Origin of the sequence: Nonomuraea rhodomycinica (assembly GCF_013363995.1) — a bacterium.
Taxonomy (GTDB): Bacteria; Actinomycetota; Actinomycetes; order Streptosporangiales; family Streptosporangiaceae; genus Nonomuraea; species Nonomuraea rhodomycinica.
Genome location: NZ_JABWGO010000008.1, coordinates 47,575 through 64,820 on the forward strand (window position 1 = coordinate 47,575; position 17,246 = coordinate 64,820).

Annotated in this window: 14 protein-coding genes and 1 pseudogene; 9 read left to right on the forward strand and 6 right to left on the reverse strand. The window is 73.4% G+C overall.

Annotated features, from left to right (window positions below; translation table 11 throughout):
* Positions 1–9: 9 nt before the first annotated feature.
* The 3 genes and pseudogenes from HT134_RS44875 to HT134_RS28440 all read right to left on the reverse strand — a co-directional run bounded on the left by HT134_RS44875 (position 10) and on the right by HT134_RS28440 (position 4,119).
* Positions 10–357, reverse strand: coding sequence for a cellulose binding domain-containing protein (locus HT134_RS44875; protein WP_217708501.1), 348 nt, complete (start codon positions 355–357; stop codon positions 10–12).
* A pseudogene (locus HT134_RS48165) lies at positions 342–1,430 on the reverse strand (glycoside hydrolase family 5 protein). Before HT134_RS48165 ends, HT134_RS44875 begins: the two are co-directional and overlap by 16 nt.
* A gap of 7 nt (positions 1,431–1,437) precedes the next feature.
* On the reverse strand, positions 1,438–4,119 hold the full coding sequence (locus HT134_RS28440; protein WP_175603546.1) for a glycoside hydrolase family 48 protein: 2,682 nt from the start codon (positions 4,117–4,119) through the stop codon (positions 1,438–1,440).
* A gap of 290 nt (positions 4,120–4,409) precedes the next feature.
* On the opposite strand from HT134_RS28440, the gene HT134_RS28445 reads away from it, so the two are divergent.
* The 3 genes from HT134_RS28445 to HT134_RS28455 all read left to right on the forward strand — a co-directional run bounded on the left by HT134_RS28445 (position 4,410) and on the right by HT134_RS28455 (position 8,112).
* Positions 4,410–6,416, forward strand: coding sequence for a glycoside hydrolase family 6 protein (locus HT134_RS28445; RefSeq protein WP_281387699.1), 2,007 nt, complete (start codon positions 4,410–4,412; stop codon positions 6,414–6,416).
* Positions 6,417–6,599: 183 nt separating this feature from the next.
* Complete coding sequence (locus HT134_RS28450; protein WP_175603800.1) at positions 6,600–7,208, forward strand: RNA polymerase sigma factor; 609 nt, start codon at positions 6,600–6,602, stop codon at positions 7,206–7,208.
* Positions 7,201–8,112, forward strand: coding sequence for a CU044_5270 family protein (locus tag HT134_RS28455; protein ID WP_175603547.1), 912 nt, complete (start codon positions 7,201–7,203; stop codon positions 8,110–8,112). The genes HT134_RS28450 and HT134_RS28455 overlap by 8 nt, the downstream gene beginning before the upstream one ends.
* A 9-nt stretch (positions 8,113–8,121) precedes the next feature.
* Here the strand turns inward: HT134_RS28455 and HT134_RS28460 are convergent, their stop codons facing one another.
* Positions 8,122–9,231 (reverse strand): magnesium and cobalt transport protein CorA, encoded by a 1,110-nt coding sequence (locus HT134_RS28460; protein ID WP_175603548.1) that lies wholly within the window; start codon positions 9,229–9,231, stop codon positions 8,122–8,124.
* A gap of 258 nt (positions 9,232–9,489) precedes the next feature.
* Here HT134_RS28460 and HT134_RS28465 point away from each other — a divergent pair, with 258 nt between their 5' ends.
* The 3 genes from HT134_RS28465 to HT134_RS28475 all read left to right on the forward strand — a co-directional run bounded on the left by HT134_RS28465 (position 9,490) and on the right by HT134_RS28475 (position 11,024).
* A complete protein-coding gene (locus HT134_RS28465; RefSeq protein WP_175603549.1) occupies positions 9,490–10,188 on the forward strand; it encodes a M50 family metallopeptidase in 699 nt (232 codons plus the stop codon).
* A gap of 234 nt (positions 10,189–10,422) precedes the next feature.
* Positions 10,423–10,569, forward strand: a complete 147-nt coding sequence (locus tag HT134_RS28470) for a hypothetical protein (protein ID WP_175603550.1) — start codon at positions 10,423–10,425, stop codon at positions 10,567–10,569.
* Positions 10,570–10,640: 71 nt separating this feature from the next.
* Complete coding sequence (locus HT134_RS28475) at positions 10,641–11,024, forward strand: hypothetical protein (protein ID WP_175603551.1); 384 nt, start codon at positions 10,641–10,643, stop codon at positions 11,022–11,024.
* On the opposite strand, the gene HT134_RS28480 is transcribed toward HT134_RS28475, so the two are convergent.
* A complete protein-coding gene (locus tag HT134_RS28480) occupies positions 11,021–11,434 on the reverse strand; it encodes a MarR family winged helix-turn-helix transcriptional regulator (RefSeq protein WP_175603552.1) in 414 nt (137 codons plus the stop codon). The two genes, HT134_RS28475 and HT134_RS28480, sit on opposite strands and share 4 nt — an antisense overlap.
* Positions 11,435–11,492: 58 nt before the next feature.
* Between HT134_RS28480 and HT134_RS28485 the strand changes: the two genes are divergently transcribed.
* Positions 11,493–12,362, forward strand: coding sequence for an LLM class flavin-dependent oxidoreductase (locus HT134_RS28485; protein WP_246365689.1), 870 nt, complete (start codon positions 11,493–11,495; stop codon positions 12,360–12,362).
* On the opposite strand, the gene HT134_RS28490 is transcribed toward HT134_RS28485, so the two are convergent.
* A complete protein-coding gene (locus HT134_RS28490) occupies positions 12,343–13,353 on the reverse strand; it encodes a winged helix DNA-binding domain-containing protein (RefSeq protein WP_175603554.1) in 1,011 nt (336 codons plus the stop codon). The genes HT134_RS28485 and HT134_RS28490 overlap by 20 nt on opposite strands.
* Before the next feature lie 137 nt (positions 13,354–13,490).
* Between HT134_RS28490 and HT134_RS28495 the strand changes: the two genes are divergently transcribed.
* Positions 13,491–14,690, forward strand: a complete 1,200-nt coding sequence (locus tag HT134_RS28495) for a hypothetical protein (protein WP_175603555.1) — start codon at positions 13,491–13,493, stop codon at positions 14,688–14,690.
* 193 nt (positions 14,691–14,883) lie between these two features.
* Entirely contained in the window at positions 14,884–17,064 is a 2,181-nt protein-coding gene (locus HT134_RS46070; protein ID WP_246365692.1) for a hypothetical protein, read from the forward strand.
* The last annotated feature ends 182 nt before the right edge of the window (positions 17,065–17,246 follow it).

The following is a 17,246-nucleotide window of genomic DNA, read 5'->3' on the forward strand; positions in this document are numbered from 1 at the left end:
CCCCCGAGGTCAGGGGGTGCGGGCGCAGGTCAGCGTGGGCGCGGCGTTGGTGCCGCTCCAGCTGCCCAGGAATCCGAAGGTGGCCGTCCCGCCGACCGGGATCGCGCCGTTGTGCGACTCGTTCACGATCGTGTACGGACCGGCCGTCTGGGTGGTGCGGGCGTTCCAGATCTGGGTGATCCGCTGGCCGCCCGCGAAGGTCAGGGTGACGCTCCAGCCGGTGGTCGGCGTGGTGCCGTTGGCGACGCTGACCTGGCCCTGGAAGCCGCCCGGCCAGCTGCCGACCTGGCTGTAGGTGGCCGTGCAGCCGCCGCCGCCCGGGCCGCCGGTGGTGGTGACCGTCACCGTGCCGGACACCGCGACCACGACAGGGCGGCCTGGCCGGACGTCACGCCGGACGCCGCGAGGTTCGCCGGCGCCGTCGGCGGGCTCGTGTCGGTGGAGCCGCCGTAGACCGTGGCCTCGCGGGCGGTGGCCCGGATGCCGTCGGCGCCGTTGAGCAGCCGCTCGCCCCACGGGGTGAGACGGGTGGCGTCGAACGCCGTGACCTGGTCGAGGTACTCCACGCCGCCGCCGTTGCCGCTCCACGACCAGCCGAGGTAGCCGATGCCCCGGGCCACAGCCTGGGCCATGATGGTGTCCTCGTCGGGGTCGCCGTCGGAGTGCATGTTCCCGAACTCCCCGATCACCAGCGGCAGGCCGGCGGTCCGGAAGGCGTCCAGGTAGGCGTTGATCTCGGCGGCCGTGTCGTAGACCCCGTACATGTGGAGGGAGAACACCGTGTTCTTCTGCGGGTCGGCGTCGAACACGGTGGCCGCGTTGTCGCGCATCTCCCCCTTCCAGTCCTGGCCCCAGTTGGGGGCGTCGACCATGAGCAGGTGCTGGAACCCGGCGGCGCGCATCCGGGTGATCGCCGCGGAGGTGGCCTGCGTCCAGGCGGGGGTGACGGCGTTGTTGCCGACCGGCTCGTTGCCGAGGTTGACGACGACGTAGCTCTCCTGGCCGGCCAGCACGCTCCGCAGGCCGATTCAGTAGGTGACGGCCTGGTCGAGCGGGTACGCGCCGCTCTGCTCGCCGTAGCCGGTGGTGTCGTGGTTCTCCAGCACGCAGATCAGCCGGTTCTGCTTGCACAGGGAGATGACGTTCGCCACGTCGGAGGCCGAGTTCGCGCTCCACCGGCCGCCGCTCAGCACCACCCGGACGGTGTTGGCGCCGAGCGACTTGATGCCGGCGAACGAGCCCGTCCGGTCCGGGTACCAGGTGTGCGCGTGGCTGGTGCCGCGCATGACGAACGCGTTGCCGTTCGCCTCGACGACGCGGGTCCCGCTGACCCGCAGGCCGGTCGCCGCGGCGGCGGGCCTGGGGGTCAGCAGGATCGCGCCGACCAGCGCGAGCAGCGCGAGGAGGCTCGTGATGATCGGTCGCGTCATCGAGCGGTCATCCGTTCGGGAAGAGGGTGCCGTAGTCGGCCGCGGCCATGGCGATGTCGGCCTGCGCCCAGAAGCGGTGGTAGGTGAACGTCGGCGCGGAGCCGCCGTTCAGGTAGCTCTGGACCTTGGGCCAGTCGGGGTCGCTCTTGTAGAAGGAGCGGATGTCGAGGAACGTCTTGCCGGGGGCGATCTGGTCGCCGTTGGGCATGGTCCCGGTGTAGCCCGGCGGGATGTACAGGCCGGTGTTCGTGGAGTCGTCGTTCGGGTCGTCGAAGCGGTTGTAGTCCTCGCGGGTCTCGCTCACCACGGCGCCCTTGGCGTCCTTGTGGGCGAGGATGCCGTCGATGAGGTTCTTGGCGCCGGTCTTGGCCGCCGCGTTGCCGGACTTGGCCGCGTACCAGGTGAGCGTGCGGGCGTAGGCGGCGGCCACGCCGACGTCGTTGGTGGTGTTGACCACGGTGACGTGCAGGCCGGGGTTGGGGCCCGGGGTGCCGCCGCCGCTGTAGCTGGCCGCGGGCGCGCCGGTCCAGGTCATGTCGTTGGGGATGCGGTAGTCGCCGCCGGCGCCGAACGTGGTGTTGGCCAGCGCCCACGGCACCCACTTGTCGAGGATGGCCTTGGCCTTGGCGTCACCGGTGACGTAGTAGTACTCAGCCACGCGCTCCAGCGACCACGCCTGGAAGCCGAACCACCGGTTGCTCGGCGGGTCGTGGTAGACGGGCTGCCAGTCGTAGGCCCAGCCGTAGAAGGTGGGCGTGCCGGCGGGCGGCGCCTGGTAGTCGCCGTTCCAGCTGTTGGTGGCGCCGCCGGCGATGCCGCCCTCGGCGGACTGCAGCCACAGGTACGAGTCGAGCTGCCGGTTCAGGCTGGTCTGCCAGTCGGAGGCGGCGGTCGGCGACTGCGGGCGCAGCGAGGCCGGGCCGGCGGACGACAGTACCCAGGCGGCCAGCGGGTTCTGGTAGCCCTGGTGCCAGGAGCTGGAGCCGACGCGCCACGCCCAGGCGCCGCCGGTGTCGCCACCCCAGGCGTAGTACCAGGTCATCATGTACGACGAGCTGCTCTTGCCGCTGCCCGGGGTGCAGGACTTGGAGGTGCAGCCGGGGTTCTTGAAGTACTTGTCGTAGAAGGCGTAGCGCAGGAAGTCGCCCATCTTGGCGGCCTTGGTCAGGGTGGTGGAGATCTGCGACTGCTTGCCCTGCGCGGTGGCCCAGGTCAGCGCCCAGTACGCGGCCTGGACGGCGCGCGCGTCGGCGTCGGGGGCGTCGGTGTAGCGCCACTGGTTGGCGCCGCCGCCCTGGATGAACAGCGGCGGGTAGCCGGCGCCGGACTTGCCGAAGCGGCCGGTCTCGCACGACGGGTGGGCGACGGTCTCCCAGGTGGACTCCTGCGGGCCGCGCTGGAAGGTGTTGATGTAGGTGACGCGCTTGGTGTTGTCGCCGCACTCGCTGAGGTTGGCGCCGCGGCCGGTGCCGTAGCCGTAGACGTCGTCCACGTCGAGCAGCCAGTGCATGCCGTAGACGTTGCGGTTGCCGTACGTGCTCTGCAGCTCGTTGGCGAGCGGGTCCTGGCCGGCGACGACGCTCGAGTCGAGCGCCACCGGGTAGCCGCTGGGCTGCGGCTTCTCGGGCGCGTAGTCGGCGGGGTCGTTGGGGTTGTAGGTGGAGGAGCCGCCCGGCTGGGCGGCGGCCGACGGGATGATGTACTGCTCCATCACGTTCCAGGCGTTGTTGAACGGCGCCCAGTTGCCGGTGACCCTGCCGTACTGCGCCTCCAGCCACAGCCAGAAGCTGAACGCCTCGGAGGTCGTCTCGTGGCCGTGGTCGGGGGCCTCGACGATGAGGGTCTCGATCGAGTGGTACGGGATGCCCTCGGGCGAGAAGTAGCCGTTGGCCGGGTCCTTGAGCTTGTTGTACTGGGTGGTGAACTCGGCCACGTAGTTGTTGGCCGGCGGCGCGTCGTCGTCGGCCTCGGTGGCGGTGACGGTCACGCCGGCCAGGCCGCTGGAGGCGACGGTGAGGGACCGGCTGCCGTTGGTGGTGTCGCTGTCCTGGGCGGCCGAGACGGTGACGTTCTGGACCGTGTTCCAGTTGGCGGAGGTGAAGGTGAGGCTGGCGCCGCCGGTGACGGTCAGGTCGGCGTCGCCGCTGCCGGCGGTGGAGGTGACGGTCACGTTCGAGGTGGGCTGCGTGGCCAGGCGGACGCCGTAGGTGGCGGTGCCGCCCTCGGGCACGGTCACCGCCGTGGGGCTGACCTGGATGGCCTGCTCGCCGGGGTCGGGGCCGGGTCCGTTGCCGCCGCAGGTCACGCCGTTGAGGGCGAAGCCGGTGGGGTTGGTGTTGGTGCCGCTGTAGGAGCCGTTGAAGCCGATGGTCCACTGGGCGCCCTTGGCCTGGGTGCCGTTGTAGCTGAGGTTGGTGGCGGTGACGTTCTGGCCGGACTGGCTCCAGGCGGCCGACCAGCCGTTGGTGACCTGCTGGTTGCCGGGCCAGCCGTAGGTCAGCCGCCAGCTGGTCAGCGGGTCGCCGGTGTTGGTGATGGTGATGTTGGCGCCGAAGCCGCCGCCGCTGTCCCAGGACTTCACGTACGTGACCGAGCAGGCCACCGCGGCCATGGCGGTGCCCGCGCCGGCCAGCGCCGTGGAGACGGACAGGACGAGGACGGCGAGCGCGGCGAGGAGGCGGTGTCTCATGAAGGTCCTCTCGACTTCCGAATGGGAGCGCTCCCAACACGCTGGGGTTACGCGGATGTTAAGCGCGTGCCGGTGCCGCGCCCAGGGGACGGCGGCGCCGGGACGGCGGTTTCCAGGTCGGGACGGGCGGCGAGGTGAAAGTTTCACCGCGCGGCGTGCGGGATCACGGCGCTGGATGAAAGTTTCACGGCTCTGGTGCGGCTTCGGGACTCCGGCTCACCGGAGTCTGTACACCGGTGTGATTCCGGGCTATGGATGGGAGCGCTCCCACTTCTGAGAGGACCCCCCACATGAGAAACCGCCTTCTCGTCGCGGTGTGCGCCCTGCTCGCAGGGCTCGCCACGGCGCTGATGTCGGCGCCCTCGGCGCAGGCCGCCGTCGCCTGCTCGGTCGCGTACAGCAAGACCTGGGACAGCGGCGGCGGCTTCGGGGCCAACGTCACCATCACCAACACGGGCGACGCCCTCACGTCCTGGCGGCTCACCTACACCTGGCCGGGCAACCAGCAGGTGACCAACGGGTGGTCGGCCGACTGGAGCCAGTCCGGCCAGAACGTCACCGCGGCCAGCCTCGGCTACAACGGCACCCAGGCCAGTGGCGCGCAGTGGACGATCGGCTTCAACGGCTCCTACAGCGGCACCAACACCAACCCCACCGGCTTCGCCCTCAACGGCGTGACCTGCGGCGGCGGAGGCGGCCCCGGCAACCCCGGCCAGCAGGCCCTCCAGGTGACGCCGACCTCCCTGAGCGTGCCCGAGGGTGGCAGCGCCACGTACGCGGTGCGCCTGGCCGTCCAGCCCACCTCGAACGTGACCGTCACCTCGACCGCGGGCACCGGCGACAGCAACCTCACCGTCACCGGCGGAGCCAGCCTCACGTTCACCTCGGCCAACTGGAACACCGCGCAGAACGTCACCGTCTCGGCCGCCGAGGACAGCGACACCACCAACGGCACCCGCCCGATCACCGTCGCCTCCAGCGGCCTGACCAGCGTGACCGTCACCGCGACCGAGGCCGACAACGACACCGGCGGCGGCGGGCCCGGCCACGTCGACAACCCGTACGCCGGGGCCACCGGCTACGTCAACAGCGACTGGTCGGCCAAGGCCGCGGCCGAGCCCGGCGGCTCGGCGGTCGCCAACACCTCCACCGGCGTGTGGATCGACCGCATCGCCGCCATCGCCGGCACCGGCGGCGCCAAGGGCGTCCGCGCCCACCTCGACGCCGCCCTCACCCAGGACGCGGCCAACGGCAGCGCGCCGCTGACCATCCAGTTCGTCATCTACAACCTGCCCAACCGCGACTGCTCCGCGCTGGCCTCCAACGGCGAGCTGCTCATCTCCCAGAACGGCCTGGCCCGCTACAAGACCGAGTACATCGACCCGATCGCCGAGATCATGGCCGACCCGAAGTACGCGGCCCTGCGGATCGTCACCGTCGTCGAAATCGACTCGCTGCCCAACCTGGTCACCAACACCAACCTGGCCAAGTGCGCCGAGGCGCAGTCGTCCGGCGCGTACGTGCAGGGCATCCAGTACGCGCTGAACAAGCTGCACGCCATCCCGAACGTCTACACCTACCTCGACGCCGCCCACCACGGCTGGATCGGCTGGTCCAGCAACTTCGGCCCGACCGCCGACCTCATGGCCTCCACCGCCCGCGGCACCACGGCCGGCTACGCCAGCGTGGACGGCTTCATCACCAACACCGCCAACTACTCCGCCCTGACCGAGCCGTACTTCACGGTGAGCACCACCGTGAACGGCACGTCCGTGCGCCAGTCGAAGTGGCTGGACTGGAACGACTACGTGGACGAGCTGACCTTCGCGCAGGCGTTCCGCAACGCGCTGGTGTCCAAGGGCTTCCCGTCGACGATCGGCATGCTCATCGACACCTCGCGCAACGGCTGGGGCGGCTCGGCCCGGCCCACCGGCCCCAGCACCTCCACCAACGTGGACGAGTTCGTCAACCAGTCGCGCGTCGACCGGCGCATCCACGCCGGCAACTGGTGCAACCAGAGCGGCGCCGGCCTCGGCGAGCGGCCGCGGCCCAACCCGGCGCCCGGTCTCGACGCGTACGTGTGGATCAAGCCGCCGGGTGAGTCCGACGGCTCCAGCACCGCGATCGACAACGACGAGGGCAAGGGCTTCGACCGGATGTGCGACCCGACGTACACCGGCAACGACCGCAACGGCAACAACCTGACCGGGGCGCTGCCCAACGCGCCGCTGTCCGGCCACTGGTTCTCCGCCCAGTTCCGCCAGCTCCTGCAGAACGCGAACCCGCCCGTCCAGTAGGGCCACTCCGCAAGATCCGGTACGGCCCCGGTCCCGCTCCCGTCGGCGGGCCCGGGGCCGTACCCTTGCGCGGGTGCCCGCGTGGAACCGGGCGTGAAAGCGATCGGGCGGATCGGGAGAACAACCATGTCGGCTGATCGCGTCCGGAGGGTGGCACATGACGGGGAGAGCATCGTGACGGCGATGCCGTGGCTCGGCGCGCGGGCGGGCGACGCGCACGCGCGTGAACGGCTGGAGGGGGCGCCCCTGACGGACGCCGACGCGTTCGCGGCCGTCTTCGACGCCTGCTTCGGCGAGATCCACGCCTACGTCGCGCAGCGGCTCGGCCCGGACCACGCCGAGGACGTCGCCTCGGACACGTTCCTCATCGCCTTCCGCAAGCGCGGCCAGTACGACCCGTCGCGGGCGACGGCGCGGGCGTGGCTGTTCGGCATCGCCACCAAGCTCGTGGGCCGGCACCGCCGCCAGGAGGCGCGGGCGCTGCGCGCGCTGGGCCGCCACGGGGCCGAGGCGGACAGCGCCCCCGGGCACGAGGACCGGGTCAGCGCGCAGGTGAGCGCGCAGAGCCTGCGGCCGGAGCTGGCCGCCGCCCTGGCGGCGCTGCACCGCCGCGACAGGGACGTGGTGCTGCTCGTGGCGCTGGCCGGGCTGAGCCACGAGGAGATCGCCACGGCCCTGGACATCCCGTACGGCACGGTCGGGTCGCGGCTGAGCCGGGCCCGGCGCAAGCTGCGCGCGGCGCTCGGCGGCAGCAATCCCATGGTGGAGATGGAGGAGGCCGGCCGTGGATGAGCTGGAGCTGGTCCGCGACCTGTACGGCGAGCCGCCGCGGCCGGACCCGGCGGCGCGGGCCCGGGTGCGGGCCCGCCTGGAGCGGCGGCGTACCCGGCGGTGGCGGGTGTTGCCGTGGGCGGCGCGGCAGGAGCGGCGGCCTTCCCGGCCGTCTTCCCAGCGGCGGCGGCTCTCGTGGGGAGGGGCGCTGGCGGGCGCGGCGGCGGCGCTGGCGGCCGTGGTCGTCGCCTTCGGCGCCTCGGGCGCCCTGGGCGGCCCTCCCGCGCCCGTGCGGATCGACGCGGCGGCCACGGGCCGGGCCGTGCTGCTGGCGGCGGCGACCACGGCGGCCTCCGAGCCGCCGGCGCGGGGCGCGTACTGGCGCGTCACGCGGCAGACCGGCGCCGAGGTGACCACCCTGTGGGCGGCCCGCGACGGCCGCGCCTGGATCTCGGGGCCCGGGGCGGGGAGCGGCGTGCGGCCGGTCGCCAGGCCGTTCACCATGGCGGGCCGCCCCCTGTCGGTCGCGGAGATCGAGGGGCTGCCGGCCGACGCGGGCGCGCTCCGGCGGCGGGTGGTGGCGCTGCTGCCCCCCGGCTCCGGCGACGGGGTGCTGGCCGACGCGGTGAGCGGGCTGCTGTGGAGCAAGCCGTCGCCGCCCGCCGTGCGCGCCGCCGCGTACCGGCTGCTCGCGGACCTGCCGAACGTGCGCTACCTGGGCCGCTCGGCCGACCCGAAGGGCCGGCCGGGCGAGGCGTTCGCGTTCACGCTGGACCCCGCCACGGGCGTGCGGCGGACGCTGGTCCTCGACCCGGCCAGCTCGCAGGTGCTCTCCAGCAGCGACAGCCCCGGCACGGGCGACGGCCGGGAGACGCGGATCGTGCTGGCGGCCGGCTGGACCGACGAGGGCCCCTCCTCGGGGTGAGCCGCCGCGTCACAGCCAGTCGCGCCGTTTGAAGACCAGGTAGAGGGTCACGCAGACCACGCCCATGAGCACGATCGCGAACGGGTAGCCGAACAGCCAGTGGGTCTCGGGCATGTGGTCGAAGTTCATGCCGTAGATGGTGCCGACCAGCGTCGGCGCGAACAGGATGGCCGCCCACGCGGAGATCTTCTTGACCTCCTCGCCCTGCTGGATGCTCGCCTCGGTCATCTTGGCCATCTCGGCGTTCTGCGCCTGGGTGACCAGCGTGGAGTTGATCACCAGGATGTCCTGGAGCATCTGGCGGAAGGCGGCGACCCGCTCGTTGACCGTGATGGCGTGGTCGGCCACGTCACGCAGGTAGCTCTGCAGCTCCTCGTTGACCCCGTACTTGGCGGCCCCGGCGATGAAGCCGTCGATCAGCCGCACCAGCGGCGCGGTGGCCCGCTGGAACTCGATGACCTCGCCGGACAGCTCGTACACGCGCCGCGACACCGACGGGTCGCCGCTGAACACCTGGGCCTCGATCTCCTCCAGGTCCTTCTGCAGCCCGGCGACGACCGGGGCGTAGCCGTCGACCACGGCGTCGAGGATCGCGTACAGCACCGCCTGGGGTCCCTGCCGGAGGAGGTCGGGGTCGGACTCCATGCGTTTGCGCACGGCGTGCAGGTCGGGCGCCTCGGCGTGGCGTACGGTGATGACGAAGTTGGGGCCGACGAACACGTGCACCTCGCCGAACGCGACCTCCTCGACGTCGTCGAGGTAGCGCGCGGCGCGCAGCACCACGAACAGCGTGTCGCCGTAGCGGTCGGCCTTCGGGCGCTGGGAGCCGACGATGGCGTCCTCCAGCGCCAGCTCGTGCAGCTCGAACTCCTCGGCGAGCTTGACCAGCTCCCACTCCTTCGGCCGGTACAGGCCGATCCAGGCGAGGCTCTCGGGGGTCTTCTTGAGCCGTTCGAACGCGTCGGCGAGCGAGCCGGGGTTGTCGACCCGGTGGCCGTCCTGGTAGACGGCGTTGTCGATGACGGTCGGCCGGTACGGCGCCTCCTCGACGGCACGCGGGTCCATCTCGTGCTCGGGCGCCTCCTGGCGGGTCGCCTCGCCGCGCCTGAAACTCCTCATGCGTGCCACGCCGTTCCTCTTCCCGCCGGCTGATCGGGTGACCGTCTGTCCCGGTCCCGGGTGGTGTCGTGCCATGTATCCAGCCGATCCTTCACTTTTGTATCAGATCACGTTCGTCCCGTCGTCCCGGCGAACAGCCTGTGACCAGCGCGAGAACGCGCCCGCACGCGAAAACGCCGGCGTCCCCCACCTGCCCAGCGAGCCCGCCGTCAAGCGGCCTCCGCACGAGGGCCGCGGCCCGGATAGGGTCTCGTCTTGATGGACGAGCTCTGGGCCCACCTCATCAAGGCACAACCCGATCCCGCCCCCTGGGTCGTGCCGGCCACCGCTCTGGCGGCGCTCGCGATCGTGTCGTTCAGGACGTCCTGGCAGCTCAGCCGGGGCCTGGTCACGATCGCGCACGAAGGGGGCCACGCGCTGATGGCGCTGCTCACCCGGCGCAAGCTCGAAGGCATCCGGCTGCACTCCGACACCTCGGGCGTGACGCTGACCCGGGGCCGGCCCAACGGGCCCGGCATGGTGCTGACCGCGCTCGCCGGCTACCTCGCGCCGTCGCTGCTCGGGCTGGCCGCCGCGTGGCTGACCGAGCAGGGGCGCATCACGCTGCTCATGTGGAGCGTGCTGCTCTTCCTCGTGTGCATGCTGCTGCTGATCCGCAACCTGTACGGCGCGCTGATCCTGCTGGCGACCGGCGGCGCGGTGTTCGCCCTGTCGATGTACGCGCCCAGCCAGGTGCAGCAGGCGGTGGCCATGGTGGCGGTGTGGTTCCTGCTGTTCGGCGGGGTGCGGCCGATCATCGAGTTACAGCGCAAGCGGCGGCTGCGGCAGGCCCGCGACTCCGACGCCGACCAGCTCGCCCGGCTGACGTTCCTGCCGGGCGGTTTCTACGTGTTCTTCTTCCTGGTGGTGGCGTGCGCGTCGGTGGCGGCGGGCGCGTACCTGATGAACCCGCTGTGATCCCCTCCCGCCAGGACCACTGACCACGGCCCTGTCCGTCCCCCGGCCGCCCGCGACGCCTGCACGTCCGCCGTCGCGCGCTCGTCAGGCGCCGGCCCGTCGTCGCCGCCTCCTCCGCGTCCGCGCTCCGTACGGAAACCCACGCGGTCACTGCGCTCCGGATCCTCGCGACTGAACGCTCTCGGGGCGATCGGTGAATAAGGGGCGATGGATCCACGCAACGGAAGACGGCCGATGACATCCGGAGCCCTGGCGAGCTTCGCCGCGCTGTTCCACCGCCACGGTGCGTCGATGCACGGCTACGCCGAGCGGCGGCTGCCGCGCCCGCTCGGCGTCCGTCTGGACACCGGGGTCACCGATCGGCCCGGGGTGAAACTCTGATCGGCGGGCGCCGGCGCGGGTGGGCACTGGCCGCGGCGTCGCTGCTGCTCGCGCTCCCCTCGGCCGCCAACTTGATCGGCGGGTTCACCTCGATCTGGACGCCGGGGCTCCCGTTGCCGCTGCTCGACCTGCTGGCACGGGCGGGGCTGCTCGACATGTGGCTCATCGCGGATCTCCTCGCCGCCTCGGGCATGCTGGGGGCGGCCGGGGTGGCGGCGCAAGCCGGCCGGGAGCGGATCGCCGGCGTGGCGATACTCGCCGCGGTCTCGGCGATCAGCCTCACCGTCGCCGTGACCGGAGGCGGCTGGCTCCCCGCGGGCTACGGCATGGCCTACGCCGCGGCACTGATGGTGCTGCGAACCCTCTGGAGCGGATCTCGATGCGCTCCAGCACGGCGCGAGACCGCGGGCCGTCTCCGGCTTGGCCGGGAGCGAGGACGAGATCACCGGCTCTAGCCGTCGGAGGCCAGGCGGTCGAGGGCGGCGCGGAGCAGGCGCCGCTCGTCCTCCGGCAGCGGCTCCAGGAACGCGCGCTCGGCCTCCTCGACCGCCGCCGCGCCGCGCGTGAGCACGTCGCGGCCGTGCGCGGTGAGCTCCACCGCGTTCTTGCGCCGGTCGTCGGGGTGGGGGCGGCGCGCCACGAGCCCCTTGCCCTCCAGCGCGTCGAGCATGGCGACCATCGTGGTGCGGTCGATGCGCAGCTCCTGGGCGGCCTGCTGCTGCGACACCGGCGAGCGGGCGTCGAGCACGGTGAGCACGGCCAGCTCGCGGCCGTCGATGCCCAGCGGCTCCAGCGCCGGCCCGGTGAGCCGGGTCAGGCGGAGCTGCGCGTGCTTGAACAGGTAACCCAGGCGGCGTCTCGACACAGGGAGATTCTCGCACTACGGTAATCATCAGTCTTACTGACGATCAGTGGAGCTGACATTGCTGAGTTTCGGCATCAAGACCGTTCCCGTCGGCGTCACGTACACCGACCTGCTGCGGGTCTGGCAGGAGGCGGACGAGCTGCCCGCCATCGAGCACGCGTGGCTGTGGGACCACCTCCTGCCGCTGTTCGGGCCGGTGGACACGCCCATCCACGAGGGCTGGACCATGCTGGCGGCCCTCGCGGCCCGCACGGAGCGCCTCTCCTTCGGCCATCTCGTGACCGGCAACCTCACCCGGGCGCCCGCCCTGCTCGCCAAGATGGCGGCCACCGTGGACGCCGTCGCGCCCGGCCGGCTCGTCCTCGGGCTCGGCGTGGGCGGCACCCGTCAGCCGGGCGACACCCTCGTGCCGCGGGAGTACGGCGCGTACGGGCTGCACATCGCCTCCCCCGGCGAGGGCGTGGCCCGGCTCGCGGAGTCCTGCCAGATCATCAGGCGCATGTGGACCGAGGACCGCTTCGACTTCGAGGGCCGCCACTACCGGCTGCGCGACGTGGTCTGCGAGCCCAAGCCGGCCCGCCGGCCGCCGCTGCTCGTCGGCGGCTGGGGCGACCGGACGCTGGGCGTCGTGGCCGAGCACGCCGACATCTGGAACGTGCCCGGCCCGCCGCACAACTCCCTGGAGTTCGTGGCGGAGCGCAACCGGGCGCTCGACGAGCGGTGCGCGGCCATCGGACGCGACCCGGCGTCACTGATCCGCTCCACGCAGGTCACCGTCTCGTACGAGGACCCGGGGGCGACCCGCGCCGTGGTCAAGGAGCTGGCGGGGATCGGGCTGACCCACATCGTGCTCAACCTGCGCCCGCCGTTCCCCGCAGGAGTGGCCCGGTGGGCGGCGGACGAGATCATCACCCCTTCGTCGGGGTGAGGAAGCGGCGGACGTCGGCCACCTCCTCCGCGAGCGCCTCCGCCGGCAGCGGGCCGAAGGGCTTCACGGTCGCCTCCGCGCCCCTGCGCTCCCAGACGCCCGCCGCCACGCCGCCGGCCAGCACCACGGGGCGCAGGATGCCTCCTCCGGGGAACACCTGCCTGGCGTGGGCGGCGGGCACGACGGGGTCGCGGCTCTTCCAGCCGAGCAGGAACTCGTCGAACGCGGGGACGAGCCGTACCGGGACGTCCTCCGCGGGGAGCGGGTCCGGCGTGCCGGTGCCGAGGCCGGTGTCGGGGTTGGGGCCGGGGCTCGGGCTGGGGCCGGGGCCGCTCAGGCGCCAGGCCGTGCGCGCCTCGCCGAGGGAGAGCCCGGACCAGGCGGCCAGGTCTTCCGGCTCGGACGGCCGGTGGGCCCGGCGGTAGCGGCGGGCCAGCTCGGCCAGCGCCCGCTCCCGGTCGGGCTCCGGCGTGATCGGGGCACCGAGCCAGTCGGCGGCGTGGACGTACGTGGGCTTGCCGCCCCGGGGCGGCGCGAGCACCGCCAGCCCGTGGAAGGCGGCCAGCGCGACCAGGTGCACGACGCCCTGCCCGCGCGCCCTGCCCGCCAGCCGCTCCTCCAGTTCGGCCTTGGTCAGCGGCCCCTGACCGGACAGGGCGCCCTCGATCAGGGGCAGCAGGTCGTCGCCGGAGACGCCCTCCTGGGCCAGTCGGCGCAGGGTGGCGGCGTCGCGCCGGGTGACAGCGTGCAGCCACGGCAGGTCGTCGGCGTGGACGAAGTGCAGGGTGCCGCGCGGGCCCCAGACGCGGACGATCTCGCGGTCGCGCCACGCCGACTCGACGTCCGCGAGCAGCAGCGACGGCGACCGGGCGCGGAAGGCCAGACAGGCGGAGGGGACGTCCTGGGCCTGCACGGCGAGCAGGCGCCGCACGACCTCGCCCGCGCCCAGGCCCGGCGGCCGGTGCAGCAGCTGCGCCTCGACACTCCGCACGCCCACCCGCCCCTTCGCCGACCTGTACCGGTGCGCCTGGATTCTGCCGCATCGCCCACCCGGAGCCGAACCGGAGCGGGAAGGCCGCGTCCCGCCGCGGTCCGAGATTGTCGGCCGGAAGCCTTACCTTAGAGCGCGTGCCCGATCAGCCCCTGACCCTCGACGCCGCGCTCTCCGACGAGGCGGTCCTGTCGACCTACCGCCGCATGTTCGCGGCCCTGGCCCGTGACAGCGGGGCCGTGGTGGACGACCCTGCCCTGGTCGACATCGCCGAGACCCTGTTCGCCGCGTTCGCGGAGGCGGGCGAGGAGTGGCTGACGCACGAGCAGATGCGCTTCGCCTGCCGGGCCTACCCGGGTGACCAGTTCGACAACCGGCTGCGGGTGCTCAAGGGGCTCGGGGCCATCCGCGAGGTGTTCCCCAAGCCCAACCAGCTCCGCTACCGCGCGTCGTTCACCAGCGTCGTGGGGCTGATGTTCATCCGGCGGATGATGGACGACGGCGGCCAGTCCGAGATGCACCGGCTGCTCGCCCTCGAGGACCTCAACGTCGCCGACCCGCGCACCACCATGGACGAGGCCCGGCAGAGCGCCGCCAACCTCGCCCGCGCGTTCCGGCTGTGGGCGCTGGAGCTGATCACGCTCACCACCGGCACGATCGAGGAGCTGCGCGAGCAGGCGCCCAAGCTGTGGGGCACCGAGGAGATCGCCCGGCGCGCCCAGAGCCTGCACGGCACCATCCTGACCCGCTGGCCCGAGCTCGACCGGGTCTGCACCGACCTGCGGGCCGCCATCTACGCCTACAGCGACGCCTCCCGGCGCGCGGCCGGCCGCCTGGCCGACTCGGCGGGCACCACCCGCAACCTCACGCTGCTGCCGACCGAGACGTGGCGCACGTTCACGCAGACCGCCTCCAAGGAGCGGCTGGCGGCGGTGCTCGACGGGTTCGTGTTCGACGCGCCGGCGCCGTGGCACGACCCGGCGGCGATCGCGCGGGCGGTCGACGAGGCGCCCCGCCCGGCGCCCGCGCAGCCCACTCCCCCGCGCTCGGCCCTGCCCGACCCGGGCCCACAGGCCTCGCTCGACTCCTCGCCCGGCGCCGTCGTGGAGCGCCTGACGGGGGTCGCGGAGTCGCTGCTCGGGGCCTCGTCGCGGGTGGCGCTGGCCGACGTGCTCGGCGACGACTGGCCCTCCGCCCGGCGGCTGCTCGCCGACCTGACCACGATCGACCTGCGGCCGGAGCTGCCGTACCGGCTGACCTGGTCCGACGACCTCAGCATCGACCCGGACCGGGAACCGGCCTGGCTGTCCCACGGGCACCTGGAGCGCACCTCATGATCCGCACCCGTTCCTGTCCGACGCCGCTCGCTCGCGTCGGCGTCGGCGTCGGCGTCGGCGTTCGCGCTCGTGTTCATGCTCGCGTTGGCGTTGGCGTTGGCGTTGGCGGCGGCGTTCGTGTTCGTGTTCGCGTTCATGGGGACGCGACGCGTCTTCCTCGCGCGGGCGTGTCGAGCCTTCCCGGAGGGGAGTCATGACGAGGGCCTCGAAGCGCGCGCCCGCGGACGGCGCCACCGCCCACGTGCTGGCCCGCGCCGGTGGTCCGCTGGCGCTGGGCGCGGGGGCGGCGGCCCCGCCGGGCATGCTCCGGCTCACCCGGCCCGACTCCACCGGCCAGGCGCTCCCGGTGTGGCCCGACGGCGTCACCCCGGCGCTGCTGGAGGAGCACCAGGTGGCCCCGGTGCCGGTGGAGCGCTCCGGTGAGACGCGCCGTGTCCTGGCCGCGTGTCTCAAGTGCTGCTGGACCGACCACTCCATCGACCCGTGGCCGGGAGAGCCCGCGCCGGTGGAGCTGGTGCTGGCCACGTACCGGGCCCTGATCGGCCGCACGGACGACCTCATGCGCAACTGGGCGATCGGGGCGCTGCGCCGCCTGCACGACTCGGCCTGGGTCGTCATGGCCGACGGGCTGGTGACCCTCGGGCCGAGGTGCGCGCTGTGGCCCGTGTCGTCGCTGGCGCAGCTCAAGGAGCTCGTACGCCGGATCCCGGAGCCGGAGCGTCAGGAACTGAGGGTGGTGGCGGACTCCGACATCGTCGCGGCGGCCCGCGCGGCGACGGCCGCCGGAGCGGACCAGGGCGCGTCCGAGGCGGACGGGAATGCCGCCGGGCCGGAAACCGGCGAGGGCGAGAGCCGCTCGGCCGCCGCCGAACGGGCCGAGGCGGACGCGGATGCCGCCGGGCCCGAAACCCGCGAGGATGAGAGCCGGTCGGCCGCCACCGAACGGGCCGAGGCTCCGGCGGCCGGGTCCCGTCCCGAAGGAGCGGCGGCGGAGACCGCCCTCGGCGGCGAGCCGCGGCCGTCCCAGGCCGAGGCGGCGGGGTCCCGGGCCGCCGGGGCCGGGGCGGGTGCCTTGCCGGCTCTCGGTGGGCGGGCCGAGGCCGGGGTGCCCGACTTCGACGATCTCCTCGACGGCTACGACGAGAGGCGGCGGGCCGAGCTGGTCGCCGCGTACATGGTGGTGGAGTACGCCGCCGAGCCCGTCCAGGAGGCGCGCTTCGCCGCGCTGCGCGACCCGGCGCTGCGGCACACGCTCGGCGAGATGCTCGCCCGGCGCGGTCGCACGCTGATCCAGCACCGCGAACGCTGGATCTCCGGATACTCCGACGAGACCGCCGCCCGGGCGCTCCGGCAACTCCGCGAGACTGCCGGCACGGGTCTTGCGGGCGGGGCGGGCATCGCCGGTGAGGCTGGCGGCGCTCTCGACCGGGCCGGCGAGGCGGAGAGGCCCGGCGCTCTTGACCCGTCCCGTGAGGCGGAGAGGCCCGGCACTCACGGCCCGTCCGGCGAGGCAGCGGGGCCCGGCACTCACGGCCCGTCCGGCGAGGCAGCGGGGCCCGGCACTCACGGCCCGTCCCGCGAGGCAGCGGGGCCCGGCACTCTCGACCCGTCCCGCGAGGCAGAGGGTTCCGGCCTTCTCGGCCGGTCCGGCGGGGCCGGTGACGCGACCCGGCCCGGGCCGAAGGGCACCGGCACAGGCGCACGGGCCCACGCCGCGGGCACCACGGCCCCCGAGGCAGGCGCGACGGCCGTGTCCGCGAGCACGGACATGTCCGCCGCAGGCACGGCCACCGCGCCCGGCAGCCCGAATACGTCCCACGCAGGCGCGAACGCCTCACCAGCAGACGCCACCGCCTCGCCCGCAGACGCTGCTGCCGGGGTCGTGCCCGCGGCCGTCTCGACCGTAGACGCACTCGGGAACGGCGGCTCCCTCGCTTCGCCAGGGCGGCCCCGAAGCCAGCGTGGCTCCGCGGGCTTCGGCGTCTCGAACGGGCCCAGCGGCTCGACGGGGCTGGGTGAGGCGGAGCGGGCGGTGCTCACGCTGGTGCTCGTGCACTCCGTGGCGATCCCCCGGGCCGAAGGCGTGCTGCCGGAGGACACGTGGCTGTCCCCGCACCCCACACCGGTCGAGGAGCTGCGGCGGCACACCCAGGTGCCGATCGGCGAGCTGGAGGCGGCGCTGCGGGTGCTGCGGCACGCGGGGCTGCTGGCGCAGGTGAAGGCGGGCGAGGAGGCGGGCGGCTACGTGCCCGGCCCCCAGTTCCATCGGCTCACCCCGGCGGCGCGGCGGCGGTTGCAGGAGGAGCTGATCCTGGCGGCCGGCCCGCACACACCGCTCGCGGCAGCCGTACGGGCCCGAAGATCGGCCGGATAGGAGGCCGCCGGGCCGGCGACCGGATGTGGGCGTCGCTGGAGACGGCGTCACTGTGCCGTCGGATGCGACCGGACGGGCGTGGAGGGACACGACCGCCTGCCCGGTCGGCGTCAGGGCCGGATGAATGAGGCGGCGGCACCGGACGACCTCACGGTCGGGCGGTGAGGTGGGATTGCGCGGCT

Bases quoted from the DNA above. Each gene is read 5' to 3' on its own strand.
- HT134_RS28440 (WP_175603546.1), bottom strand. From the start codon at position 4,119: ATGAGACACCGCCTCCTCGCCGCGCTCGCCGTCCTCGTCCTGTCCGTC.
- HT134_RS28445 (WP_281387699.1), top strand. From the start codon at position 4,410: ATGAGAAACCGCCTTCTCGTCGCGGTGTGCGCCCTGCTCGCAGGGCTC.
- HT134_RS28450 (WP_175603800.1), top strand. From the start codon at position 6,600: ATGCCGTGGCTCGGCGCGCGGGCGGGCGACGCGCACGCGCGTGAACGG.
- HT134_RS28460 (WP_175603548.1), bottom strand. From the start codon at position 9,231: ATGAGGAGTTTCAGGCGCGGCGAGGCGACCCGCCAGGAGGCGCCCGAG.
- HT134_RS28465 (WP_175603549.1), top strand. From the start codon at position 9,490: ATGGACGAGCTCTGGGCCCACCTCATCAAGGCACAACCCGATCCCGCC.
- HT134_RS28470 (WP_175603550.1), top strand. From the start codon at position 10,423: ATGACATCCGGAGCCCTGGCGAGCTTCGCCGCGCTGTTCCACCGCCAC.
- HT134_RS46070 (WP_246365692.1), top strand. From the start codon at position 14,884: ATGACGAGGGCCTCGAAGCGCGCGCCCGCGGACGGCGCCACCGCCCAC.